The 22,220-nt window shown below is 32.8% G+C and carries 24 protein-coding genes; 12 read left to right on the plus strand and 12 right to left on the minus strand.

Annotated elements, in window-relative coordinates:
* Positions 1-442 precede the first annotated feature (442 nt).
* Both EB819_RS10570 and EB819_RS10575 read right to left on the minus strand, forming a co-directional pair.
* Positions 443-1,069: an aminotransferase class IV gene (locus tag EB819_RS10570; protein ID WP_069800453.1), complete on the minus strand. Its 627-nt coding sequence runs from the start codon at positions 1,067-1,069 to the stop codon at positions 443-445.
* Positions 1,053-2,030: an aminodeoxychorismate synthase component I gene (locus EB819_RS10575; RefSeq protein WP_069800455.1), complete on the minus strand. Its 978-nt coding sequence runs from the start codon at positions 2,028-2,030 to the stop codon at positions 1,053-1,055. Before EB819_RS10575 ends, EB819_RS10570 begins: the two co-directional genes overlap by 17 nt.
* Before the next feature lie 118 nt (positions 2,031-2,148).
* On the opposite strand from EB819_RS10575, the gene EB819_RS10580 reads away from it, so the two are divergent.
* From EB819_RS10580 to EB819_RS10600, 5 genes are all read left to right on the plus strand, one after another.
* Positions 2,149-2,880: a YciC family protein gene (locus EB819_RS10580; RefSeq protein ID WP_069800457.1), complete on the plus strand. Its 732-nt coding sequence runs from the start codon at positions 2,149-2,151 to the stop codon at positions 2,878-2,880.
* Between the two features lie 59 nt (positions 2,881-2,939).
* Positions 2,940-3,725 carry a DUF2189 domain-containing protein gene (locus EB819_RS10585; RefSeq protein WP_069800459.1) on the plus strand — a complete coding sequence of 262 codons (786 nt, stop codon included), beginning with the start codon at positions 2,940-2,942 and terminating at the stop codon, positions 3,723-3,725.
* Between the two features lie 77 nt (positions 3,726-3,802).
* Positions 3,803-4,894 (plus strand): AI-2E family transporter, encoded by a 1,092-nt coding sequence (locus EB819_RS10590; protein WP_124878756.1) that lies wholly within the window; start codon positions 3,803-3,805, stop codon positions 4,892-4,894.
* A gap of 13 nt (positions 4,895-4,907) precedes the next feature.
* A complete protein-coding gene (locus tag EB819_RS10595; RefSeq protein ID WP_069800511.1) occupies positions 4,908-5,159 on the plus strand; it encodes a DUF3820 family protein in 252 nt (83 codons plus the stop codon).
* 3 nt (positions 5,160-5,162) lie between these two features.
* Positions 5,163-5,654: a hypothetical protein gene (locus EB819_RS10600; RefSeq protein ID WP_069800463.1), complete on the plus strand. Its 492-nt coding sequence runs from the start codon at positions 5,163-5,165 to the stop codon at positions 5,652-5,654.
* Here EB819_RS10600 and uvrB read toward each other — a convergent pair.
* From uvrB to EB819_RS10620, 4 genes are all read right to left on the minus strand, one after another.
* Positions 5,651-7,642, minus strand: a complete 1,992-nt coding sequence (gene uvrB, locus EB819_RS10605) for an excinuclease ABC subunit UvrB (RefSeq protein WP_069800465.1) — start codon at positions 7,640-7,642, stop codon at positions 5,651-5,653. The genes EB819_RS10600 and uvrB overlap by 4 nt on opposite strands.
* A 72-nt stretch (positions 7,643-7,714) precedes the next feature.
* Positions 7,715-9,091 (minus strand): M56 family metallopeptidase, encoded by a 1,377-nt coding sequence (locus tag EB819_RS10610; protein WP_069800468.1) that lies wholly within the window; start codon positions 9,089-9,091, stop codon positions 7,715-7,717.
* Entirely contained in the window at positions 9,091-9,465 is a 375-nt protein-coding gene (locus tag EB819_RS10615) for a BlaI/MecI/CopY family transcriptional regulator (protein ID WP_069800469.1), read from the minus strand. Before EB819_RS10615 ends, EB819_RS10610 begins: the two co-directional genes overlap by 1 nt.
* A 126-nt stretch (positions 9,466-9,591) precedes the next feature.
* A complete protein-coding gene (locus tag EB819_RS10620) occupies positions 9,592-11,073 on the minus strand; it encodes a S41 family peptidase (protein ID WP_069800471.1) in 1,482 nt (493 codons plus the stop codon).
* Between the two features lie 39 nt (positions 11,074-11,112).
* Between EB819_RS10620 and EB819_RS10625 the strand changes: the two genes are divergently transcribed.
* Both EB819_RS10625 and EB819_RS10630 read left to right on the plus strand, forming a co-directional pair.
* A complete protein-coding gene (locus EB819_RS10625) occupies positions 11,113-11,487 on the plus strand; it encodes a hypothetical protein (RefSeq protein ID WP_069800473.1) in 375 nt (124 codons plus the stop codon).
* Positions 11,488-11,531: 44 nt separating this feature from the next.
* Complete coding sequence (locus EB819_RS10630) at positions 11,532-12,038, plus strand: DUF6646 family protein (protein ID WP_069800475.1); 507 nt, start codon at positions 11,532-11,534, stop codon at positions 12,036-12,038.
* 48 nt (positions 12,039-12,086) lie between these two features.
* Here EB819_RS10630 and EB819_RS10635 read toward each other — a convergent pair whose 3' ends face one another.
* Complete coding sequence (locus EB819_RS10635) at positions 12,087-13,463, minus strand: tryptophanase TnaA (protein WP_069800477.1); 1,377 nt, start codon at positions 13,461-13,463, stop codon at positions 12,087-12,089.
* Positions 13,464-13,555: 92 nt separating this feature from the next.
* A complete protein-coding gene (locus EB819_RS10640) occupies positions 13,556-14,185 on the minus strand; it encodes a DUF502 domain-containing protein (RefSeq protein WP_069800513.1) in 630 nt (209 codons plus the stop codon).
* Between the two features lie 135 nt (positions 14,186-14,320).
* On the opposite strand from EB819_RS10640, the gene EB819_RS10645 reads away from it, so the two are divergent.
* Positions 14,321-14,527, plus strand: coding sequence for a hypothetical protein (locus EB819_RS10645; protein WP_124878758.1), 207 nt, complete (start codon positions 14,321-14,323; stop codon positions 14,525-14,527).
* A 53-nt stretch (positions 14,528-14,580) separates the two neighbouring features.
* On the opposite strand, the gene miaE is transcribed toward EB819_RS10645, so the two are convergent.
* Together miaE and EB819_RS10655 are read right to left on the minus strand one after the other, a co-directional pair.
* Positions 14,581-15,159 carry a MiaE family protein gene (miaE, locus tag EB819_RS10650; protein WP_069800481.1) on the minus strand — a complete coding sequence of 193 codons (579 nt, stop codon included), beginning with the start codon at positions 15,157-15,159 and terminating at the stop codon, positions 14,581-14,583.
* Between the two features lie 28 nt (positions 15,160-15,187).
* On the minus strand, positions 15,188-16,300 hold the full coding sequence (locus EB819_RS10655) for an acyltransferase family protein (RefSeq protein ID WP_069800484.1): 1,113 nt from the start codon (positions 16,298-16,300) through the stop codon (positions 15,188-15,190).
* 126 nt (positions 16,301-16,426) lie between these two features.
* On the opposite strand from EB819_RS10655, the gene rplU reads away from it, so the two are divergent.
* The 3 genes from rplU to EB819_RS10670 all read left to right on the plus strand — a co-directional run bounded on the left by rplU (position 16,427) and on the right by EB819_RS10670 (position 18,452).
* On the plus strand, positions 16,427-16,855 hold the full coding sequence (rplU, locus tag EB819_RS10660; RefSeq protein WP_069800486.1) for a 50S ribosomal protein L21: 429 nt from the start codon (positions 16,427-16,429) through the stop codon (positions 16,853-16,855).
* A gap of 29 nt (positions 16,856-16,884) precedes the next feature.
* Positions 16,885-17,142, plus strand: a complete 258-nt coding sequence (gene rpmA, locus EB819_RS10665; RefSeq protein ID WP_069800488.1) for a 50S ribosomal protein L27 — start codon at positions 16,885-16,887, stop codon at positions 17,140-17,142.
* A 131-nt stretch (positions 17,143-17,273) separates the two neighbouring features.
* Positions 17,274-18,452 (plus strand): T9SS type A sorting domain-containing protein, encoded by a 1,179-nt coding sequence (locus tag EB819_RS10670; protein WP_069800490.1) that lies wholly within the window; start codon positions 17,274-17,276, stop codon positions 18,450-18,452.
* A 218-nt stretch (positions 18,453-18,670) separates the two neighbouring features.
* Here EB819_RS10670 and EB819_RS10675 read toward each other — a convergent pair whose 3' ends face one another.
* Together EB819_RS10675 and EB819_RS10680 are read right to left on the minus strand one after the other, a co-directional pair.
* Positions 18,671-19,573 carry an IS3 family transposase gene (locus EB819_RS10675; protein ID WP_069798746.1) on the minus strand — a complete coding sequence of 301 codons (903 nt, stop codon included), beginning with the start codon at positions 19,571-19,573 and terminating at the stop codon, positions 18,671-18,673.
* A 2-nt stretch (positions 19,574-19,575) separates the two neighbouring features.
* Entirely contained in the window at positions 19,576-20,118 is a 543-nt protein-coding gene (locus EB819_RS10680) for a helix-turn-helix domain-containing protein (protein WP_083250170.1), read from the minus strand.
* Here EB819_RS10680 and EB819_RS10685 point away from each other — a divergent pair.
* The gene (locus EB819_RS10685) at positions 20,109-22,202 is read left to right on the plus strand and encodes a prolyl oligopeptidase family serine peptidase (RefSeq protein ID WP_069797438.1); all 2,094 of its coding nucleotides are present in this window, start codon (positions 20,109-20,111) and stop codon (positions 22,200-22,202) included. The two genes, EB819_RS10680 and EB819_RS10685, sit on opposite strands and share 10 nt — an antisense overlap.
* Positions 22,203-22,220 lie beyond the last annotated feature (18 nt).

The raw sequence follows: 22,220 nt of genomic DNA on the forward strand, positions 1-22,220 counted from the left end.
TATGTGTAGTAATATTTCGTCATAAAAAAAGGCGTTCCGTAGGAACGCTATCTGAAAAATTGCTTTATTAAGTTTACTCTCAAAGTTTATAATTTACATTTTCTAATCTTTGACTGCAGATGAAATCTAAATTTATTATTAATCTCTTTTATAAAAAATTAATCTTAAAAGAAGATAAAAAACGTTTATAATCAAAACTGTCATTAAAAAATTAAAATTCACCCAAATACTCTTTTTCAATAAATCAATATTCTTAAGCGTCAATGAATATTCATATGATTTATAAAAATTGAACATTGAAAATAAATCTATCAGTAAAACTAAGATAGTTAAAATAGGAAAAAGGTATTTTTTAAATTTATTCATATTAGTTTAGATTCCTACGGAAATCGAAGATTCGACGAAGTCAATGACAAAGTTTATGCTTATTATTTTCCAGTAACTAAACTCCCAAATAATCAGAACTTTCTGGTAAATTTACAATTCTCTCGATAGGATAAATAAACATATCATCGAAATCATTCATGGCATTAATTAACTGAAAATGAGAAAAATCCTTAATATTTTGAAGCGTAATTTCGGTTTCTTTTATTTTCTTTTCGTGAAGCAAATATTGGCGCATCACACCGTTTAACAGATAAGTAGTCGGCGTAAACCATTCTTTGCCTTTCAAGAATAGAATATTGGTATAAGAAGTATCCGTAATGTGATTGTTTTTCACCACAATGATTTCTTCTGTTTTGGCTTTGGTTTTCATGCGTTCAAATTCCTTTCTATCCTCGAACTTAAAAGAATAATCGTAAGAATTATTTTCCACCAACTGAAAATTTTCAATTTCTGGAATCGCATAAGGAATGAGTTGTGTAGTGAATTTTTTATCTAAATCATACACGATGCGCAGTTTGTACAAACCATCTTCATCATGCTCTAAATTTTTAAAAATTTTAGCCAAATCTATAGAACCTTCTTTGCCAAAATGAGCAAAAGTTTGGTTCACTCGTTTTTGATGTAAGTCTAGCAAAAAGGCTTTTTGGTCTTCTATTTTAATGCTTTCAATGAATCGGGACATAAATTTTGTTTTTCATTTCTTGGTATTCATCTGCTAATTTACTCAAATGTGTAATTCCACCGCCACTTCGGAATGTTAAATTTTCACCGTTTTGTTGAATAAACCGAATCATCACACAAGAATCTAAATTTTCTCCATCAAAATAACCGCAAACTCCTGTATAAAAGCCTCTTTCATAAGTTTCCGCTTCTAAGATAATTTCTAAGGTTTTGGGTTTTGGAGCGCCCAAAATACTTCCTGCAGGAAGCAAAGTTTTCATTAATCTTCCTATTTTATTTTGAAACTCTGGTTTTACTTTTCCTGAAATTTCAGAACTCATCGCATAGAGATTTTTGTTTCGGGTTTTTAAGAAATCTATTCTTTGGAATTCATCTAATTTTACCCAATCTGCAACCATGCTCAAGTCATTTCTGAGCAAATCTACTACCGTGTAATGTTCTGCTTTTTCCTTCACCGAATTTTTTAGTTCATCTATCGCATTTGGAACAGACGCTTCGATAGTTCCTTTCATAGGATGCGTAAAAATCTCTTGATTTTTAATTTCTACAAAAGTTTCTGGTGAAAAAAAAGTAAAATTCTCTGGGAGTAAAACTTTATATTTTGCTTCAGATTGATAAAAAATTTCTTCTAAAGAAAGATTAGTTTCTATGAGCGTTTCGCAAGTGTAATTGATTAAATAAGAATCTCCCAATTTCAAATGATTTTGCACGATTTCAAAACCTTTTTGGTAATCTTCTTTGGATTGAGGGAAAGATTTCCAAGTTACTCCTTTCGTTTCAAACGTAAATGGTTGAACATTTTTAAAATTTGGAAAATCAACCAATATTTTTTGCGCTTCTAAATCTTCTTGACTGAAAATGAGCACATTTTCCATTAAAAAATCAATCACAAAAAAGAAAGGAACTTTCTGCAGAGAAAGCTCGTCCATTTCTAAAAATTTCTGTTCGTTGATTTTTAACATCGCGTAAATTTACAAATTTAGATGAGAGTTTCACATCGCAAAATCCTACTGTGATTTATAAAACAAATCACTATCTTACGGTTTAGTAAATTAGCATTAAAAACATTACTTTTGCAGCATGAATCAAGAAAATTTACCAAAGGCAAAAATTACTTTAGACGAAGTAATCAATCAGTCTTTTAAATATTGGAAAGCTACGCTTTCGTTTCAGTTTGTGGTGACCGTTTTATATTTTGGGATAATTTTTATTTCAGGATTTCAGTTAGTGCAGTATTATTTTGGAGATAAATTATATATTTTCACGCCAGAGCTTTTACAAGATCCGATAAAATTTAATTTAAAAATAAGAGAACTTCTCGCTACGGAGAACGGAAGTTATTTCCAAATTGTTTTGTCATTATTAAAAGCATCACTTTTTCCTTTATTCATTGGTCTTTTCAGAGTTTATACTTTAATTGATGAAGGCAAAAAACCTAACCTGTCAGAAGTTTTAGATGGATATAAAGGAAGTAACTTCTTCAAACTTTGGGGTTATGCAATTTTCTGGAATGTAATTTTCAGTTTCGGGATGTCATTCTTTTTCATCCCAGGTGTTTTATGGGTGTTTCTTACTGTTTTTGTAGGTCCGTTATTGTATTTCACCCCTATGAGAATGCTAGAAGCCATCAATATCAGCGCAAAAGTAGCTTGGGCAAATTGGAAAATTGTTTTACCATGTGCTATCATCGCATTTTTATTCAGTTATAGCGGATTTATCTTATTTTTTGTAGGATTTTTATTCACTTATCCTTTTTGGAATGCTATTATTTATACGCTGTTCAAAAAATTCTTCAGCATTAAATTTGTATAAAATGTAACGAAACTTTGAGAAAAAATAACTAATTTTGGTAGAACTCAATTGAAAAAATTATGGAAAATTTTACCGAAGTAAACCAACCTATTACACCCAAAAAGGAAATAGGAAGTATTCTTTCTCATGCATTCGAAAATTTTACGGGAACTTTTTTATATGCATTAGTCTTTGTAGTCATTTACCTTTTAGCGTATTTCATCTTTAATGGTCTGTTGTCTTTCTTGATTCCAGGCGGTGGAGATTATCAAAATGAAGTCATGAGAGTCATGAATGATTTTGTAGAAGACAAAAAGTATGACCTTAATGCTATTACAGAATTACAAAACAGTTTAGAAGCGGCCAGAACTACTGCCGTAATGATTTCTGAAGTGATTTCTAAAAGTATTACTTCGGCGTTATTGGCTCCATTAGTGGTAGGAATTATTTACATTTCTTATCAGTTCAGCGCTAAGAAAGAGGTAGAATTCGGTGATTTATTCATTGGTTTCAGACAAAATACCGCACAAATCATTATTTACGGATTCATTACTACAGTGCTTATTCAAGCTGGCTTAGAAATCAATATGCTGATTGGCATGTATCTTTCTTTTGCTTTTTTTATAGGATTACCGATTGTATTTTTTGAAAATACCTCAGCAATAGAAGGCATTAGAAAATCATTTTCTTTGGTTCATGCTAATTTTATCACGGTATTAGTATTGTGGCTTTTAGCAGGAATTATTGCTTGTGCAGGATTTTTATTTTGCTTAGTTGGAGTTCTATTTACCTTTCCGTTTTTCTTTACCGCAAGATATTCTATCTATTCGGCGATTTGCGGAGCACCTTACGAAGTAAAATCTTAAAATTTTATAAACAATTTACAGAAAGCAACAGATTTTACTGTTGCTTTTTTTATTAAATTCGCATTAAAACAAAACAGATGCACCCAGACCAAATCAGCAATAACAAAATCCGTCAAGTTTTGATGTTGGCGGTTATTATCATTCTTTCAGCGATAATATTATACAATCTCAGTGATTTTTTGCCTTCCTTGTTGGGAGCCATCACGTTATATATTATTTCTAGAAGTTGGAATTTTAAACTCGTCGAAGAAAAAGGCTGGAAACCTTGGGTTGCAGCATTGGTCATTATTTTAATTTGTCTGGTCATCATTGTGATTCCCACGTATTTCACCATTGAAGTTTTAGTCAATAAAATAAGTGATGCTAAAGCTTATACAGAGAGTATTACTCAATTTTTTGAAAAAATAGAAACTTATATTCGTGCCAAAACAGGGTTTGAAATTTTAAGTAACGGAAATTTAGAAAAAATCACAGGATTTGCAACACAAGCTTCCACTGCTATTCTGAATACTACAGTGAATATGATTAGTGTAATTGTGGGCATGTTTTTTATCTTGTACTTTATGCTTACCAAAGGAAGATTATTCGAAAGAATTCTTACTTCAATTTCTCCTCTAAAGAAAGCGAATGACCAAAAAATTGGAGAAAAATTCAGAAAAATGGTTATTGCCAATGCAGTAGGAATTCCCGTAGTTGCTCTTGGGCAAGCGATTATTGCGGTAATTGGTTATTTTATTTTCGGTGCACCAAGTCCTTTATTATTGTTTATCCTTACTTTTATTGGCAGTATGATTCCAATTGTCGGAGCTGCTATCATTTATGTTCCGGTTGGTTTATTTATGCTCGCAAGTGGCGACACTTTTGGTGGATTAGGTGTTCTAGGCTTCGGATTTATTATTGTAGGATTGGTAGACAATATTTTTAGGTTTACTTTTTTGAAAAAATTAGAAAACATCCATCCTCTTAATACTGTTTTTGGAATTATTTTAGGGTTAAAGATTTTTGGATTTTTAGGTTTAATTTTCGGACCAATTTTAGTTTCTATCACTATTCTGTTGATGCAAATTTATGGAGACGAATTTTCTGAAGAAACAGAAGATTCTCCGAACGACATTGTTCTTCCCGAAAGTGAAACGCCACTTCAGCCAAAAATTGACATTGAAATTTAAAAAAATGCAAGGAATCAATCCCGAAATACTAAAAGAAATCTGCGAGGTAAAAATGCCTTTCGGAAAACATGCTGGAATTGTTTTAGCAGATTTGCCTATTTCTTACTTAGAATGGTTTCACCGACAAGGAATGCCAAAAGGAAAACTCGGCATGCAACTTTCTACCATTTATGAAATAAAAATCAATGGTTTAATGGATTTACTCACTCCAATTCGTGGCGAAGTGAATTATGAAAAACCTAAGAAAAGGGTTTATAAGTTTTAGGACATGAAATTATTATTTTTTTTAAGCAGTACTTTTTTAAGAAAAGAGATTGCATACGTTTTTATATTTCTTTCTATTGTATTTGGAATTTTATATTTAATTAAATTCATTTATAATTCATTCAGAACCGTTAAACATAGCAACAATGTTGATTATCTTCTAAAAAATGGTAAAAAAATTGAAATTGATTTAACAACATCTGTGATAAGCATTACAGAGGATAAAAAAATCACAGAATTTAATGAATCAGCAACTTTTGATAAATTTGTTGAAAATGGTTTTGTTGATATTAAAGAAAAAAGGCAAGAAACGGATTACATTTCTTTTGTTAAATTAGTCTATACAGTTGATGGGGGAAATTATCTACATGATATAAAATTACCAATGAGCATGAAAAGCGTGGAAATACTTTTCGATTTTCATAAAAAAACCACACTAATTTATGATCCTAAAAACCCTGAAAATTGTATTATAGATTTGGGATTTATAACCTAGCCTTTCAATGCTACAATCTCATCTCTCAATTTTGCAGCGGTGATGAAATCTAGATTTTTCGCAGCGGCTTCCATTGCTTTTTGTTTTTCGGCGATGAGTTTTTCTACATCTACGCTTCCGTAAGTTTCGCGTTCTTCCGCAACTTGACGCATGATTTCTTTCTGCGTGTATTGAGAATCTGGGAAATCTTTGCTTCTTCCCACTAAATTTTCAGAAATTTTCTTATTGAGCGGAGTAGGAACTTTATTGTGTTCTAAATTGTACTGCGTTTGTTTTTCGCGACGATAATTGGTTTCATCAATCGCTTTTTGCATAGAATTGGTGATTTTATCTGCGTACATAATTGCTTTTCCGTTCACGTTTCTCGCAGCTCTACCAATGGTTTGAACCAAAGAACGACGAGAACGCAACATTCCTTCTTTATCTGCGTCAAGAATTGCTACCAGCGAAACTTCTGGTAAATCTAAACCTTCTCTCAAAAGATTTACACCCACCAAAACATCAAATAATCCCGTTCTTAGATCTTGCATAATTTGAATACGCTCCAAAGTTTCTACATCTGAGTGAATATAACGAGTTCTAATACCAAATCTGGTAAAATATTTGGTCAATTCTTCTGCCATTTTTTTGGTTAAAGTCGTCACCAAAACACGTTCGTCTTCTTCTACCCTTTTTTGAATTTCTTCAATTAAATCATCGATTTGATTCATGGTAGGTCTTACTTCGATAATTGGGTCAAGAAGTCCAGTTGGTCTGATAATTTGTTCTGTGTAAATTCCGCCAGATTTTTCTAATTCGTAATCAGCTGGAGTCGCCGAAACGTAAATCACTTGATTTTGCATTTCCTCAAATTCTGGAAATTTCAGCGGTCTGTTATCCATCGCAGCAGGAAGTCTGAAACCGTATTCTACCAAAGCTTCTTTTCTACTTCTATCACCACCATACATTGCATGAACTTGCGGAATGGTAACGTGAGATTCATCAATCACCATCAAATAATCTTTCGGAAAATAATCGAGTAAACAGAAAGGTCTAGAACCAGGCATTCTTCCGTCCATATAACGAGAATAATTCTCAATTCCAGAGCAATAACCGAGTTCTTTTATCATTTCTAAATCTAATTCAGTACGTTCTTGTAAACGCTTGGCTTCAATTGGTTTTTCAATAGAATTAAAAAAGTCAACTTGTTTCACCAAATCATCTTGAATTTCTCTAATCGCTCCGTTTAAAGTTTCTTTAGAGGTCACAAATAAATTGGCAGGATAAATATTAATTCGGTCAAAACTAGAAGTTACGTTTCCAGAAATAACATCAAAACTTTGAATTTTTTCAATTTCATCTCCGAAAAATTGTACTCTAATTCCGTTATCAGCATAAGCTGGATATACATCTATCACATCTCCTTTTACTCGAAATGCACCTCTCGCAAATTCGTTTACACTCCTAGAGTACAATGCATTTACCAACTTATGAAGAAAAGCCGTTCTAGAAATTTTAGAATTAACTTCTAGCTCAATCAAAGATTTATTAAACTCTGTAGGATTTCCGATACCGTAAATACATGAAACTGAAGCCACAATTAAAACGTCTCTTCTTCCGGAAAGTAAACTTGCCGTAGCCGAAAGTCTTAGTTTTTCTACTTCTTCATTGATAGACAAATCTTTTTCTATATACGTTCCAGACGAAGCAATGTAAGCTTCTGGCTGATAATAATCGTAATAAGAAACGAAATATTCTACTGCATTATCTGGGAAAAACTCCTTGAATTCCATAAAAAGTTGAGCCGCCAAAGTTTTATTATGCGCTAAAACTAAAGTCGGTTTTTGAACTTTTTCTACCACATTTGCAATGGTAAAAGTCTTACCAGAACCAGTAACACCTAGCAAAGTCTGATATTTCTCTCCGTTTTGTAAACCTTCTGAGAGTTTTTCTATAGCTGTAGGTTGATCACCAGTTGGCGCAAATTCTGAATGGAGTTTGAAATTCATATTTTAAAATAAAGAACAAAGATAAAAGAATAAAGACAAAAAAAAGAGCAGAAATTTCTGCTCTTCAATGATTTAATTAAAATTCATGGTTATTGGCATTTTAAATTGAGATGCGACTGGCTTTCCATTTAGCGTACCTGGCTTCCACTCGACTCCTTTTAAGGTTTTTTCTAGAGCATCTTTGGCTGCTGTTTTGAAATTTTCATCATCAAATTGATAATTAGCATTATAACTTTTCCCATCTTCAGAAACAATTATTATAAGGACACCTTTTAATGTTCCTTTAGAATTTTTCATTTTACTCACATCAAAATTTTCAGCTAATTTATTTCTTAATGCTGCAAGTCCTCCAGGAAATTCTGGTTCTGTTTGTGAAGAAATTTCTTTTACAGGAGGTGGAGGTGGAATCATTTCTGTATTTTCTTCCTTAACTTTTTCTACCTTTTGCTTTTTAGGTTTAATGGTATCTTTTTTTATTGAGATCATTTCATTTTTAAATGCGCTTTTTTCAATATTTGAAACTTGAGTTCCTGAAAATTGTGTCTCTTCTTTTTTAACAATTTTTTGAAGAGACTTGTTTACTGTATTTTCAATTTTAGCAGGCACTTTTTCTACAAAAGCAAAAAATAATAATGCTGATATTGGTAAAGTCAAGTAAGACTTCATTTTGGCTATTTTAGTTAATTTATTGGTCATCATAACGATTCTTTTTTTAGTGTTGTGTAAATTAAATGGATGTGTAAATAATATTTTCTCTGAAATAAGTTCGTTCAGTATGAGCTTTTGGTAACTAATTATATCTTTATTTTGGCTTAAAACCGCTTCATCTGCCAGAAATTCATGATTGGTAACAATTGCTTTTCTATAAAAAAAGAATGCAGGATTGAACCAAAATACGCAAAGCATAATTTCTATAAAAATTACATCAATGCTGTGTTTTTGATTCACATGAGCTTTCTCGTGAAGAATAATTTTATAATCTATTTGCCCTTCTAAAAAATCACTTTTATTAAGAAAAATAGAGTTCCAAAAACTGTAAGGTGTAAATTTATTTTGCTTTAAAATGAATTGATAATGGTCTTGTTTTATTTTTTCTGAAAATTTAATTTCTTTTATAAGTTTAAAAATTCCCCAAGAAAATTTTAGAAACAGAAGTGAAAATCCTAAAATATAAATTCCCAAAACTAGGCTTTCTAGGGTAAAAACGGTGGTTTCTACCAATTTGGTTTCTGGTAAAATTAGGAGTTCAGAATTATTTTGATTAATATTCCCTACCACTTCAATAGTTCCGTAATTAATTGATATTAAGGGAACTAATATAGAAAACAAAGCACTGCTTAAAAGATAAAACCTTTTGAAATGATGATTTTTTTCTTTTTCTAAAAAAACAAAATACAGTAAAATGAAAATTGCAGAAAGTGCAATCATTATATAAATATAAGTTTCCATTAGTCTTTCTTTTTCTGAATTTCTGCTTCTATAATTTTCTTTATTTCAATCAGTTCTTTTTCGCTTAATTTAGAATTAGCTGTAAAGAACGACGCAAATTGCGTTACAGAATTATTGAAAAATTTACCAATCATACCTTGCATTTCATTGGCAAAATAATTTCCTTTTTCTACCAAAGGAAAATATTCTCTAGAGTTGCCAAAAGTTTTATAATCTATCAAATTTTTATTTTGCATCCTTTTGAGCAAAGTTGCAATGGTAGTTGTCGCAGGTTTTGGTTCTGGGAAAGCTTCTATAATATCTTTCATAAAAGCTTTTTCTTTGTCCCAAAGTATTTCCATTAATTCTTTTTCGGCTTCGGTTAACTTATTCATTTATACAAAAATAAAATTTACTCTACAAATGTAGAATAAATTTTCAAACACACAAACTTTTCACAAAAAAAATCGCTAAAAATTTTAGCGATTCTGTATAATCAAATTATTTTTTACTCAAAAGCTCTATCTAAAATTCTGAAAATCTTGAATATAAAGTCCTTTTGCAGCATTCGTAGGATTGAATTTTTGCAGATTTTTATTTTCAAAACTGCTAGTAGAAGTATTACCCATTCTGAAAGACTGACCTGTAATAAGCTCTAAAGCCTTTTTCAAAAACGGGTCTCTTACATCGCCAAAAGCAGTTAAATTATTGAAAATAGAATAAGGATTTATTTCATAATTCGGAGCAATAAATTCTGGATTCACATCTTTATCTTTGTTGTAATAAGAAAAAGTAATCGGTTGTAATTGCCAGTTATGCTTCGTATTTCTATTAGTATACGAAGTGTAATCTTGAGCTGGAGAATCATACAAAGTGATAGAACCTACAAATTTCCCTACTGTATCATAACCAATCGTTACCACATTTACATATTTTTTAAGACACTGAACCGTAAGTTCACTTGCCGAAGCAGTTTGGAAATTTACCAAAACATAAACTTTAGTCAGATTAAGACTATTAATGGTTTGTGTTCCAGATTTTTCGGGTCTGTTATTCACTAAACTGTAAGTATTCATTTGATTGCTCAGATAATCAAAGCCGTCTTCACTATTATGTTTATTATTAAAATCTAAAAAAACATACGGACTTCCGCTATAACTGTCGTTAATCATTCCTGCCAAAGCAACTGCCGTTTCCAGAGAACCACCTCCGTTATATCTTAAATCTAAAACCAATTCATTGATTCCATCTGCTTTCATTTGAGCAAAAGCAGCATTTAACTCATCATTATAATCTGCTTTGAAAGCATTAAATACCAAATATCCAATATTTTTAGTTCCGTACACTTTTTTCTCATAATAAGCGATTGGATTTTCGTCTATATCTGCTTGAGTAATCGAAATAGAAGAAGTTTTATCTGTGGTAATAAGTCCTGCACTCGTTAATTGTACCGTTGCAGCAAGAGTAACAGTAACTTGATTGTTATACAATAAGTCAGAATTATTAAGCGTCAAAGGAGAACCATTTACTTTAGTGATTACATCGCCACGTTTTAAACCTGCCAAAGCTGCAGGAGAATTAGGAACCACATAATTTACAAGAGCAACTGCGGTAGTATTGGTATTGTCTTTCGGATAAATTCCTATATCAAAACCTCCACTTTTTTCAACTTCGGCAATTTTAGAAGAATATACTACTTCATTATTGTTTTCAATCCATGAAAATCTATCAATGGTACCTCTTTGATAAAGCAAAGAATAGAAAAGCTTGTCTGGAGTTTTTCCATTTAAAAAATTAGCGTACGTGGTTTGATTATCATCAAAAGCATCTGCCAAATTAGGTACATTCGGTTGCCAATAATACCAAGAATTCATGGCCTTCCAAACAAAATTATTGATTTCATCAGGCTTAGTGGTAGAACCAGAATCATTATTGTCATCTCTAGAACAAGAGATAAATACTAATGTTAAAAATAGTGCGTTAAATAGATATTTAAGTTTCATTTTTTTGAATAGATTTGTAATAAACTTAACGATAAATTTATGAAAATTAGTATAATAAAATCATTTTTGGGAGCAATCTTTATGGCAAGTTTCGCAATTTCTTGTCAATCAAACGTTTTACCAAAGGTAAAAAACGCCACTTATTCTTCTTATTCTAATGCTGACCAAAAAGGATATTGGGTAGAATTTGAACTAAGTCATGATTCTATTGCACCAAAATCTGTTGTGCTCAATAATATTTTACAAGAAATTACTCCAGAAAATAAAACCGATAAAAAATATAAAATCAATGTAATAGCTCAATCTACCGCAATTTTCGGATTCAAACCGAAGTTGGTAGAGAAAGAAAATGGCATTTATTTTGTTACAGATACGGCAGATGTTTTCAGGGCTGTAGATTTCAAATTAAAATAAATTTTATCTTTGCGCCCGTTTTATAACGTTATAAAAATATAATTATGAAAAAAATTTTTGCAAGCGCAATGATATTTGCCGTAGGTTTTGCAAGCGCTCAAACGGTTGCTTATAAAGGAGCAGGTGATGTAAAAGTAAATTTAGGTGCTAATTTACAAGATGGAGGAACAGGTATTGTTTCTTCTGTAGATTATGGTTTAGGTGAGAGTTTCTCAATTGGTGCACAAGCTGGATATCTTCTTGGCGTAAAAGAAATTGGTGGAGAAATTCCAAAATTCGGAGATAGATTTGACTTAAAAGTAAGATTAAATGCTAATCTTGGAAGCGTTTTGAAACTTCCTTCAAATGTAGATGTATATCCTGGATTAAACCTTGGACTTAAAAATTTCGGTGGACATCTTGGAGCAAGATATTTCTTTGATAAAGGTTTTGGACTCTATACAGAAATGCAATTCCCAATCGCGAAATACAAAAAATCTGAAATTGCTTTTGACGATTTAAACAATCAATTTGCAGTAAATATTGGAGTGTCTTTTGATATCGACAACTAAAAAACTTTATAAAAAAATAAAAATGCCGAGAAAAATCTCGGCATTTTTTTATGCTTGCTCTAACTTTACTGTAAAATGTCTTAAAATTTCTGACTCCCAAGTGATTTTGTAACCTTTTGTAATTTCATCACTTCGGTCAAAAACATTTTTAAGCGCTGCTGCGATATAGCGAATATGATTATCCGTATAGGTTCTTCTTGGCAAAGCCAATCTCACCAATTCCAGCTTCGGATAACGATTTTCTCTGGTTTCTGGATCTCTATCTGCCAAAATAGTTCCTATTTCCACCCCTCTAATTCCCGCTTCTTTATAAATTTCTAAAGCCAATGTTTGCGCAGGAAATTCTTCTCTTTTGATATTGGGTAAAAATTTAAGCGCATCTAAGAAAACAGCGTGACCGCCAATTGGTTTCTGAACAGGAATTCCGTATTCTATCAAGAGATTTCCCAAAAGTTCTACTTGAGAAATTCTGCTTTCTAAGTAAGGAAATTCGGTTGCTTCGTCTAAACCTTGTGCAAGTGCAGCCATATCTCTTCCAGCCATTCCTCCGTAAGTGATAAAACCTTCATAAATAATAGTGAAATTAGACGCTTTTCTGAAAATTTTCTCGTCATTTAAAGCGATAAAACCACCAATATTTACCAAACCATCTTTTTTAGAACTCATGGTCATCCCGATTCCGTAAGAAAACATTTCTTTACAGATTTCTTTGATGCTCCAATTTTTGTAATTTTCTTCTCTTTGTTTGATGAAATAAGCATTTTCGGCAAATCTCGCAGCGTCAAAAATCACTGGAATTCCGTATTGATCCGAAAGATTTTTAACCGCTTTTATATTTTCTAAAGAAACAGGTTGTCCACCAGAAGTATTACAAGTAATGGTAATTAAACAAAACGGAATTTGTTTTTTTGGATAAGACTGATAAACTTTTTCTAATTTTTGAATATCTAAATTTCCTTTGAAAGGATGAAGATTTTCTATATCAAAAGCTTCATCAATCGTACAATCTACTGCATGAGCTTTTCTGAATTCTATATGACCTTTAGTCGTGTCAAAATGAGAATTTCCGGGAATGATATCATTTTCTTTAATCATCGTAGAAAAAAGCACATTTTCTGCAGCTCTTCCTTGATGAACAGGTAAAAGAAACTGAAATCCAGTTAATTTTTCGACTTGTTTTTGGAGTTTTTCGAAGGAGCGAGAACCTGCATAAGATTCATCTCCCATCATAAGTTCTCCCCATTGTTTATCACTCATTGCTCCCGTTCCTGAATCGGTAAGCAAATCGATAAAAACCTGAGAGGATTTTAAATTAAATAAGTTATAGTGCGCTTCTTGAAGCCAAATTTCTCTTTGTTCGCGTGTAGATTGCGAAATTTCTTCCACCATTTTTATGCGGAAGGGTTCTGCGTAAGGAAGTTTCACTTTAGATTAAGATTAAGGTTAAGGTTGAGTGAATTACACTACCATTTTTTGACAAAATTTTAAATTTCTAAACCTTTGTCTTTACCTAAATCTCATTCCGGTGCTTTGAAAACGTTTTTATCACTGTGGAAACCTGCTACTCCGCCAGAAACTGCAAATTTCATGGCTTCGGCAGCGTTCATTCCCACTACAGGTTTTATGTTTTTTTCTTCGGTGACAATTACCCAACCAGAAATAGCATAAGAATGAGGCAAATACACCGCCGCGAAATTGTGTTTTTCTACTTCGCCCATTTCTTTTTGGGTCAAAAATCCTATTCTCCAGATTTCTGGATTTTCATTGGTTTTTACCCAAACTGGCGTGTTAAATTTCTTTTTATCTCCTACAAATGAAGACATTACATCTTTAGTAGGTGTGTAAATATGTTTTACTCCTGGTGTTTTTTCTAAAAAATGGTCTAAACTCTCGAAAACAACTTTCCCAAAAACAAATTTGTTAAAGAAATAACCTACTCCAGAAATAAATAAAATCAAAGACAAAAAACCAACTCCTGTTCTATTGAGGAAAGGAAAGAATTTTTCAAACGGAATAATGTTATCAATGGTGTCAAAAACCAAAAAAATGAGATACAAAGTCGCCGCGATAGGACCAATGATAATCAGTCCTTTCAAGAAAGATTTCACGAAAAGATTTAAGTAGTCTTCGGGTTTTGGCTTTTTAATTCTCACTTTCTTAAAAATATCGCAGTAAAGATAATAATTTCATAAACTTTCTGATAAAAAATGTAAACTAAATTTTAATGTTTCATTCTACTTTTACCACACCAAAATATTAACAACTATTAAATCACAAGACCTATGAAAAATTTACAGAAAATGAGTGCAAGTTTATTTGCATTTTTGGTAAGCTTTTTAGCATTTGCACAAGAAAAAGCAGTAGAAGTAACCACTTCTACTACTACCACCACAGAAGAATGGTACACTAATCCGCTTTATTGGGTTATAGGAGCAGTAGCTCTTATTGCAATTATTGCGATTGTATCAAGAAGTGGCAACAAAGATTAACCCCCTTTAATTTTACCAAAAAGCTCATCAAAATTTGATGAGCTTTTTTATTTTTAACCATGAATGGTTTCTTTATTTCCGTAAGATTTTATGATTTCGCCTTCATATTCTAACCATTCTTCCCAGCGTTTGTTTACTTTTTCTGGGTCTCCTAATTGTCTTGCGAAACCTATGAAAGTAGTGTAATGATTGGCTTCAGAAATCATGAGCTCTTTGTAGAATTCTTTGAGTTCTTCGTCTTTTATGTTTTCTGTCAAAACTTTAAAACGCTCACAACTTCTCGCTTCAATCATCGCTGCAAAAAGCATTTTGTCTATAATTAAATCTTCTCTACTTCCTTGAATAATGAATTTAAAAAGTTGATTTACATAATCGTCTTTTCTGGTTCTCCCTAAAATATAACCTCTCTTTTTGATGATTTCGTGAACTTGATTGAAATGGTCCATTTCTTCTTGTGCTATTGCCAAAAGTTCGGTCACAATTTCTGTATGTTCAGGAATCATAGTGATTAAACCAATCGCATTAGTGGCAGCTTTTTGTTCGCACCAAGCGTGATCTGTAAGGATTTCTTCTAAATTTCCTTCTGCTATATTTGCCCAACGTGGATCTGTAGGTAATTTTAATTTGAACATTTTATTTCTAATTTTTTGCAAATTTACATTAATTCTCGGCAGTTTTCTTTCTTAGAAATTCTAAAATTTTCCAGCCGTAATCGTCTACTTTTTTCAAAACTTCTGCGAAAAGGATGGCTAAAATCACATTCAAAACATATACAATCACCATCAAAACCCAAATATTTATGCTGTCTTTAAGAGGCGGAATTAAAAAATACACTACTGAAGAGCTCATTCCTTGCGCAAAATAATAGAAAATGGCGTTTTTCCCGATGTAGTTAATGAAATTGTCTTTGGTGATTTTCAATCGGTTATACAATACAAAAATGGTCACCAAAGAAAGTAAACTCCAAACGATGTAAGGAATTTTTGGCGGAAATTTTTGCTTATTAAATTTATAGAAAACTTCGTTACCGAAATACCAGAAAACCAAAACCAAACTCAAAGCTACCAATCCATACAAAACAGGAACAAAAACATTTTTAATTCTTTTTCCTTTTAATTGAGTGGCGATTAAGAAAATGGCAAGATAAAAAGCAACATAACCAACTTGTCCGCTCGGATAATATGGTGCAAAGTTTTTCATTACATCATTATCAATATTGAAATAAATCGTGAGCGCTAAACAAACTCCTATTAACCATTTGATGTGTTTTGGGAAAAATTTCAAAGCTAAAACTCCAAAAACAGTTACGATGTAATAGACTTTAAGATACCAAAAACTTCCCATCACTACAGGAAAACTATCACAATTGCTATAACTGTGAAGCCACCAATTCCCGAGCATATCCCAATTAAATGCTGAGTCTAGATTAGGTACACCATATTTAGTTCCGAAAACCGTATAATAGGATTGCATTCCTTCTTCTCCAAAAATATTGAAGATACCGAGTTTCATAAATCCATCAAGGAAAAACAAGAACGTCACGAAAATCATATACGTCACTTGAAGTTTCAGCAATCTATACAGGGTTTTCTCTACATTATTCCCAGAAGTTAAGCCACTTAAAGCAAAAAACACAGGAACATCTATGAGTAAACTCAACGTTCTCACTTCCGAAGGAAGATAAAGTTGACCACTCCAAAAAGCGGTATGAATAAAAATAATAGAAAGAGTAGCCAAGCCTTTGGCAAAATCAATGTAGAGGTCTCGTTTCATATAGTTTATTAAGTAATTTCAAAAGTACAGATTTTCAGTTCAAATAAAAAATTTTAGCATTATTGTGGATAACTCAAAAATATTTCTTACTTTTGCACCCTGAATTAACTAAAAAAATTATAAACAATGTTAGCAATCGTAGAGATAGCAGGGCTTCAATACAAAGTTGAGCAAAACCAAAAGTTGTTTGTAAACCGTTTAAAAGGAGAAAAAGGAGATAAAGTTTCTTTTGAAAAAGTTCTTCTTACTATTGACGGAGCAATCACTGTAGGTGCCCCAGCTGTAGAGGGTGTTTCTGTACAAGCAGAAATCCTAGACCATGTACAAGCAGATAAAGTAATCGTTTTCAAAAAGAAAAGAAGAAAAGGTTACAAAGTGAAAAATGGTCACAGACAACAATTAACTCAAATTCAAATTGTATCAATTGGTGGTGCAGATGCTCCAAAAGCTAAAAAAGCTACCAAAAAAGAAACAACTGAAGAAGTAGTAGCAGAAGAAAAAACAGCTAAAAAACCAGCTGCTAAAAAAACTGCAAAAAAAGACACTGAAGATTAATTTTAAAAACCAAAAAACCTTAAAATAAAATGGCACACAAGAAAGGAGTTGGTAGTTCCAAAAACGGTAGAGAATCTCACTCTAAAAGATTAGGTGTGAAGATTTTCGGTGGACAAAGCGCTATTGCTGGTAATATTATTGTAAGACAAAGAGGTACACAACACCACCCAGGTGAAAACGTGGGAATGGGTAAAGACCACACTTTGCATGCATTAGTAGACGGTAAAGTAGTTTTTACTAAGAAAGCAAACAACAGATCTTTTGTATCTGTAGAACCAAACGCATAATTTAAGCGTTATAAAATCTTAAAACCTCAGCTTTTCGCTGAGGTTTTTTATGTTATTATTCATCAAAAAAATTCTTTGTCATTGCCTTGAAAATCTGTAACTTCGCTTCCCTTTTTATAGCAAGTTTATTTATGAAAAAAATATTATCCGTTTTTACCTTAATTTTATTTTTATCAAGCAATGCCCAAACCAAAATTTTATTTGATGCCACAAAAGCCGAAATGGCAGGAAACGCAGATTGGGTAATTGATGCAGATTCTAAATCTGGTGGAGAATCTAATCCACAAAGAATTCCTACTCCCGCACAAAGCGGAATTACCGCTTCTACCTCAGAAACTTATTGGAACGGTGGAATAAGTGCGTGGGCAATTGATTTAGTAAAACAAGGATACTACGTAGAAACACTCCCAAGAACAGGAGGTGTAATTTCTTATGGAAATCCAAATAACGACCAAGATTTATCTAATTACAAAGTATTTATCGTTACCGAGCCAAATAGCCAATTTACGATGGCAGAAAAAGACGCTATTATTAATTTCGTGAAAAACGGAGGCGGACTTTATATGATTGCCGACCATGACAATAGCGATAGAAATGGTGACGGTTGGGATTCTCCAGCTATTTGGAATGATTTAGTTTCTACCAATTCTGTAGTTGCCAATCCTTTCGGAATTACCTTTGACGTAGTGACTTTTTCACAAACCACTACTAATTTTGCAAATATTCCTTCTAATACTATTTTAAATGGAAGCGCTGGAACTCCTAGAGCTATGCAGTTTTCTGCGGGCGCAAGTATGACGCTTAATAAAACCGCTAATCCTTCTGTTCAAGGTTTGGTTTTTAAAACGGGAGCTTCAACCACAGGAACCACTAATGTAATGTTTGCTACTGCAACTTACGGAGCTGGAAAAGTTTGTGCATTAGGAGACAGTTCCGTTCCTGATGATGGAACAGGAGACACTGGAGACAATTTATATGATGGCTATTTTGCAGATGCTTCGGGAAATCATAGACCTCTTTTAATTAATTCTGTAATTTGGTTGGCTACCTCTTCAGGATTAGCCACAGATGACATTATGAAACCAGAACTTTCGGTAAATATTTACCCTAATCCAAGTAGTGATTTTGTGTATGTACAGAGCAAAACCTCAGAAAAATATCACTTAACCTTAATGGACTCCTCTGGAAAAGTTTTGCAAAGTATTCCTAATACAGACAAGATTAGCATAACTTCTTATCCTAAAGGAATTTACTACTTGGTCATCAAAAACGATAAAGGTTTTAAAAACTTTAAAGTCGAAAAAAAATAATTCCACTCCAACCGAAGAACTTCTTCGGTTTTTTTTATTTATTTTTGAGGAAATTCTCAACAAATGAAAATCAATACATTCACTATGGCATTAGCAGGATTATTCCTTGCCTCGTGCTCATCACAAGTTATGAAAATGTGTCGTCCTAAAATAACTATACAGGTTATTTAATAAATCCTATTTTAGTTATACAAATATAATTCTTAATCCTAAATTTACTATACCATTGTTTTTTTATCATTAAATTTTTTATTGTATTTTTTCCATCTTTTCTTTAATTGTTCAGATTTTAGATGGGCTTGATGAGGGGTTAAATAATCACAACTTGCATGAGGCCTGAGTTGGTTATATGACAAAATGCTTGCATTCACCTGTCTCTTCGTTTGTTCAAAACCTAATGCGCTTGTATAAAGATTAAATTCTTTCTTTATAATGCCATTTACTCTTTCTGCTAATGCGTTTTCATAAGGATTACCATTTTCTGTCATACTGATGGCAATATTATTTTTTAATAATAAATCTACATAATTCTGGGAACAGTATTGCGAACCTCTATCGGAATGATGTATGAGAGGATGATGATACAATCGATTATGAAGTGCCATTTTCAAAGCATCAATACATCCTTCTGCCGATAGGTCTTGACGAAAACTGTAGCCCATAATTTTTCGAGAATAGGCATCGGTAATTAAACTCAAATAGCCCCATTGATGGGTTAATCGGATATAGGTAATATCACTTACCCATACTTGTTCTGGCCGATTTATGACCATTCCTTTGATGAGATTACTGTATTTTCGCATCCAATGTCTTGAATCTGTTGTTATGACTTTACGTTTCCGTTTTCTAATCAACAATTGATGCGCTGCCAATAAATCAAATAAATAGTCTCTGCCAAAACTGATGGCATGAGATTTTAGTTGATTTTGAAGCATATAGTGTAGTTTACGGGTCCCTACTTGTGGCAGATCCCGACGAATAGTACGAACTTCTTGAAGGATTATGTCTTCTTTTATCAGACTGTTTTCTTTTCGCCAAAGCCCATCGTAATAGGCATGTCTTGTTTTGCCAAACAATCTACACAAGAACCCTATTCCCAATTTAGGATAGAATTCTTTCATTGTTATGACTGCTTGGCACCAGACTTTTTTCTAATATCTATTTTGAGCTGTTCTTCGGCTACATCAATAAGCGTATTGAGGGCTTTAATTTTAAGCTCCGCTTCTTTTAATGCTTTCTCCAAAGACTCTTTTTCTGGTTCTTTCCTAGGTGTGGTTTTATTTCCCATTATAGAACTATTTCCAATACAAAGTTCGACTTTTTCTGATTTGTACTGTGTTATCCAATTACGAATTACTTTGTCTGTCTTTATGTTATAGGCTATCTTGGCTTCTTGTATCGTTAATAGACCTTGTTCTATCGCTGTAACTATTGTACGTTTTTCTAGTCCTGTGTACGTTCGACGTTTCAAATTTTCTAGGTAGTTAGGCGAACCAAAATCTCGCATCCAACTATCTAAGGTGGATTGGCCTAAATTATAGAGCCGAATCGCCTCCTTTCTCGGTAATCCTGATTCTACCTCTTGAACAATTTGTTTTTTTAATCGTTTGTCGTAATGACTCTGTTTACTCTCGCGAGCTAAAAATCTCTCTTCTTTTGATTGCATATACTCTATTTTTGTGTATAGCTATTTCAGGACAAGACAAAAATTCATTGAACTATCCTGAAACCAAAAAAGTAGAACATACGGACGAATATTTTGGGACTAAAGTAGCAGATCCTTATCGTTGGTTAGAAGACGATCGTGCTGAAGATACTAAAGATTGGGTTCAGCGTGAAGTGGCTTTTACACAAAATTATCTTAATCAAATTCCGTTTCGTGAAGAAATTCGTGCACAGTTAAAAAACATTTGGAACTACGAGAAAATTTCTGCTCCATTTAAAGAAGGAGACTACACCTATTTCTACAAAAATGACGGCTTACAAGCACAATCTGTACTCTACAGAACAGATAAAAATGGCAACACCGAAGTTTTCCTTGACCCGAATAAATTTTCAGAAAAAGGAACTACTTCTATGTCTGGCTTGTCTTTTAACAAAAAAGGAACGCTTGCTGCCTACAATATTTCTGAAGGAGGAAGTGATTGGCAAAAAATTGTCATCATCAATGCAATTACCAAACAAAAAATAGACGAAACCATTACCGATGTTAAATTCTCTGGCGCTTCTTGGTTGGGAGACGAAGGTTTTTTCTACTCTAGTTACGGAAAAGTACAAGGTTCAGAACTTTCTGTAAAAACAGACATGCACAAAGTTTATTTCCATAAATTAGGAACCAAGCAATCCGAAGACAAACATATCATCGGAGATGAAAATTTCAAACGCAGATACATGAACATTGGCGTTTCAGACGACGAAAGATTTTTGATTCTAAGTGCTGCAACTGCAACCAACGGAAATGAATTGTACGTGAAAGACCTTAAAAACAATACCGATTGGATTGCTATTCAAAAAGGATATGATTACAATACCGATGTTTTAGACACCAAAGGAGATTTTATCTACATCATGACCGATAAAAATGCTCCAAACATGAAATTGCAGAAATTTGACATTAAAAACCCTTCTGTTTGGACAGACGTTATTCCAGAAACTGAAAACGTGTTAAGCGCTTCAACTGGTGGTGGTTATATCTTCGCAAAATACATGAAAGATGCTGTCTCTTACATGAAACAGTTCGATTACAACGGTAAATTAATCAGAGAAATCACTCTTCCTGGAATTGGAACCGCTTCTAATATTGGTGGTAAAGAAACTGCAAAAGAATTGTATTACTCTTTCAGCAATTATATCACGCCGGGAACTACTTATAAATTTAATGTAGAAACTGGAACTTCTGAAATTTACCAAAAACCAAACGTAAAATTCAATCCAGAAGATTATGTTTCTGAGCAAGTATTTTTCACTTCAAAAGATGGAACAAAAGTGCCGATGATGATTTCTTATAAAAAAGGACTTAAACTAAACGGTAAAAATCCAACTATTTTATATGGTTACGGCGGTTTCAATATTTCTGTAACCCCAAATTTCTCCGTAGTGAATGCAATCTGGATGGAAAACGGCGGAATTTATGCCGTTCCGAATCTTAGAGGAGGCGGTGAATACGGCAAAAAATGGCATGTTGCAGGAACACAAATGCAAAAGAAAAACGTTTTTGAAGATTTTATAGCTGCAGGTGAATATTTACAGAAAAACGGTTACACTTCGCCAGAATTTATGGCACTTTCTGGCCGTTCAAACGGTGGTTTATTAGTTGGCGCAACCATGACGATGAGACCTGACTTAGCGAAAGTAGCTTTTCCCGGAGTTGGTGTTCTTGATATGTTGAGATACAATAAATTTACTGCAGGAGCTGGTTGGTCATTCGATTACGGAACAGCGGAAGATTCAAAAGAAATGTTCGAATATTTGAAATCATACTCACCAGTTCACAATGTGAGAAAAGGCGTTTGTTATCCTTCTACGATGATTATCACAAGTGATCATGATGATAGAGTAGTTCCGGCGCACTCTTTTAAATTCGGGGCAGAATTACAAGAAAAACAAAGTTGTAACAACCCTGCTTTAATCAGAATCGAAGTAAATGCAGGACATGGAGCTGGTAGAAGTACAGACCAAGTCATCGGAGAAAACACAGATTTGATGAGTTTTGCACTCTATGAAATGGGAATTAAAGAATTGAAAAAATAATTACTAATCTATCATAAA

It is taken from the genome of Cloacibacterium normanense (genome assembly GCF_003860565.1).
In the GTDB taxonomy this organism is placed as follows: Bacteria; Bacteroidota; Bacteroidia; order Flavobacteriales; family Weeksellaceae; genus Cloacibacterium; species Cloacibacterium normanense.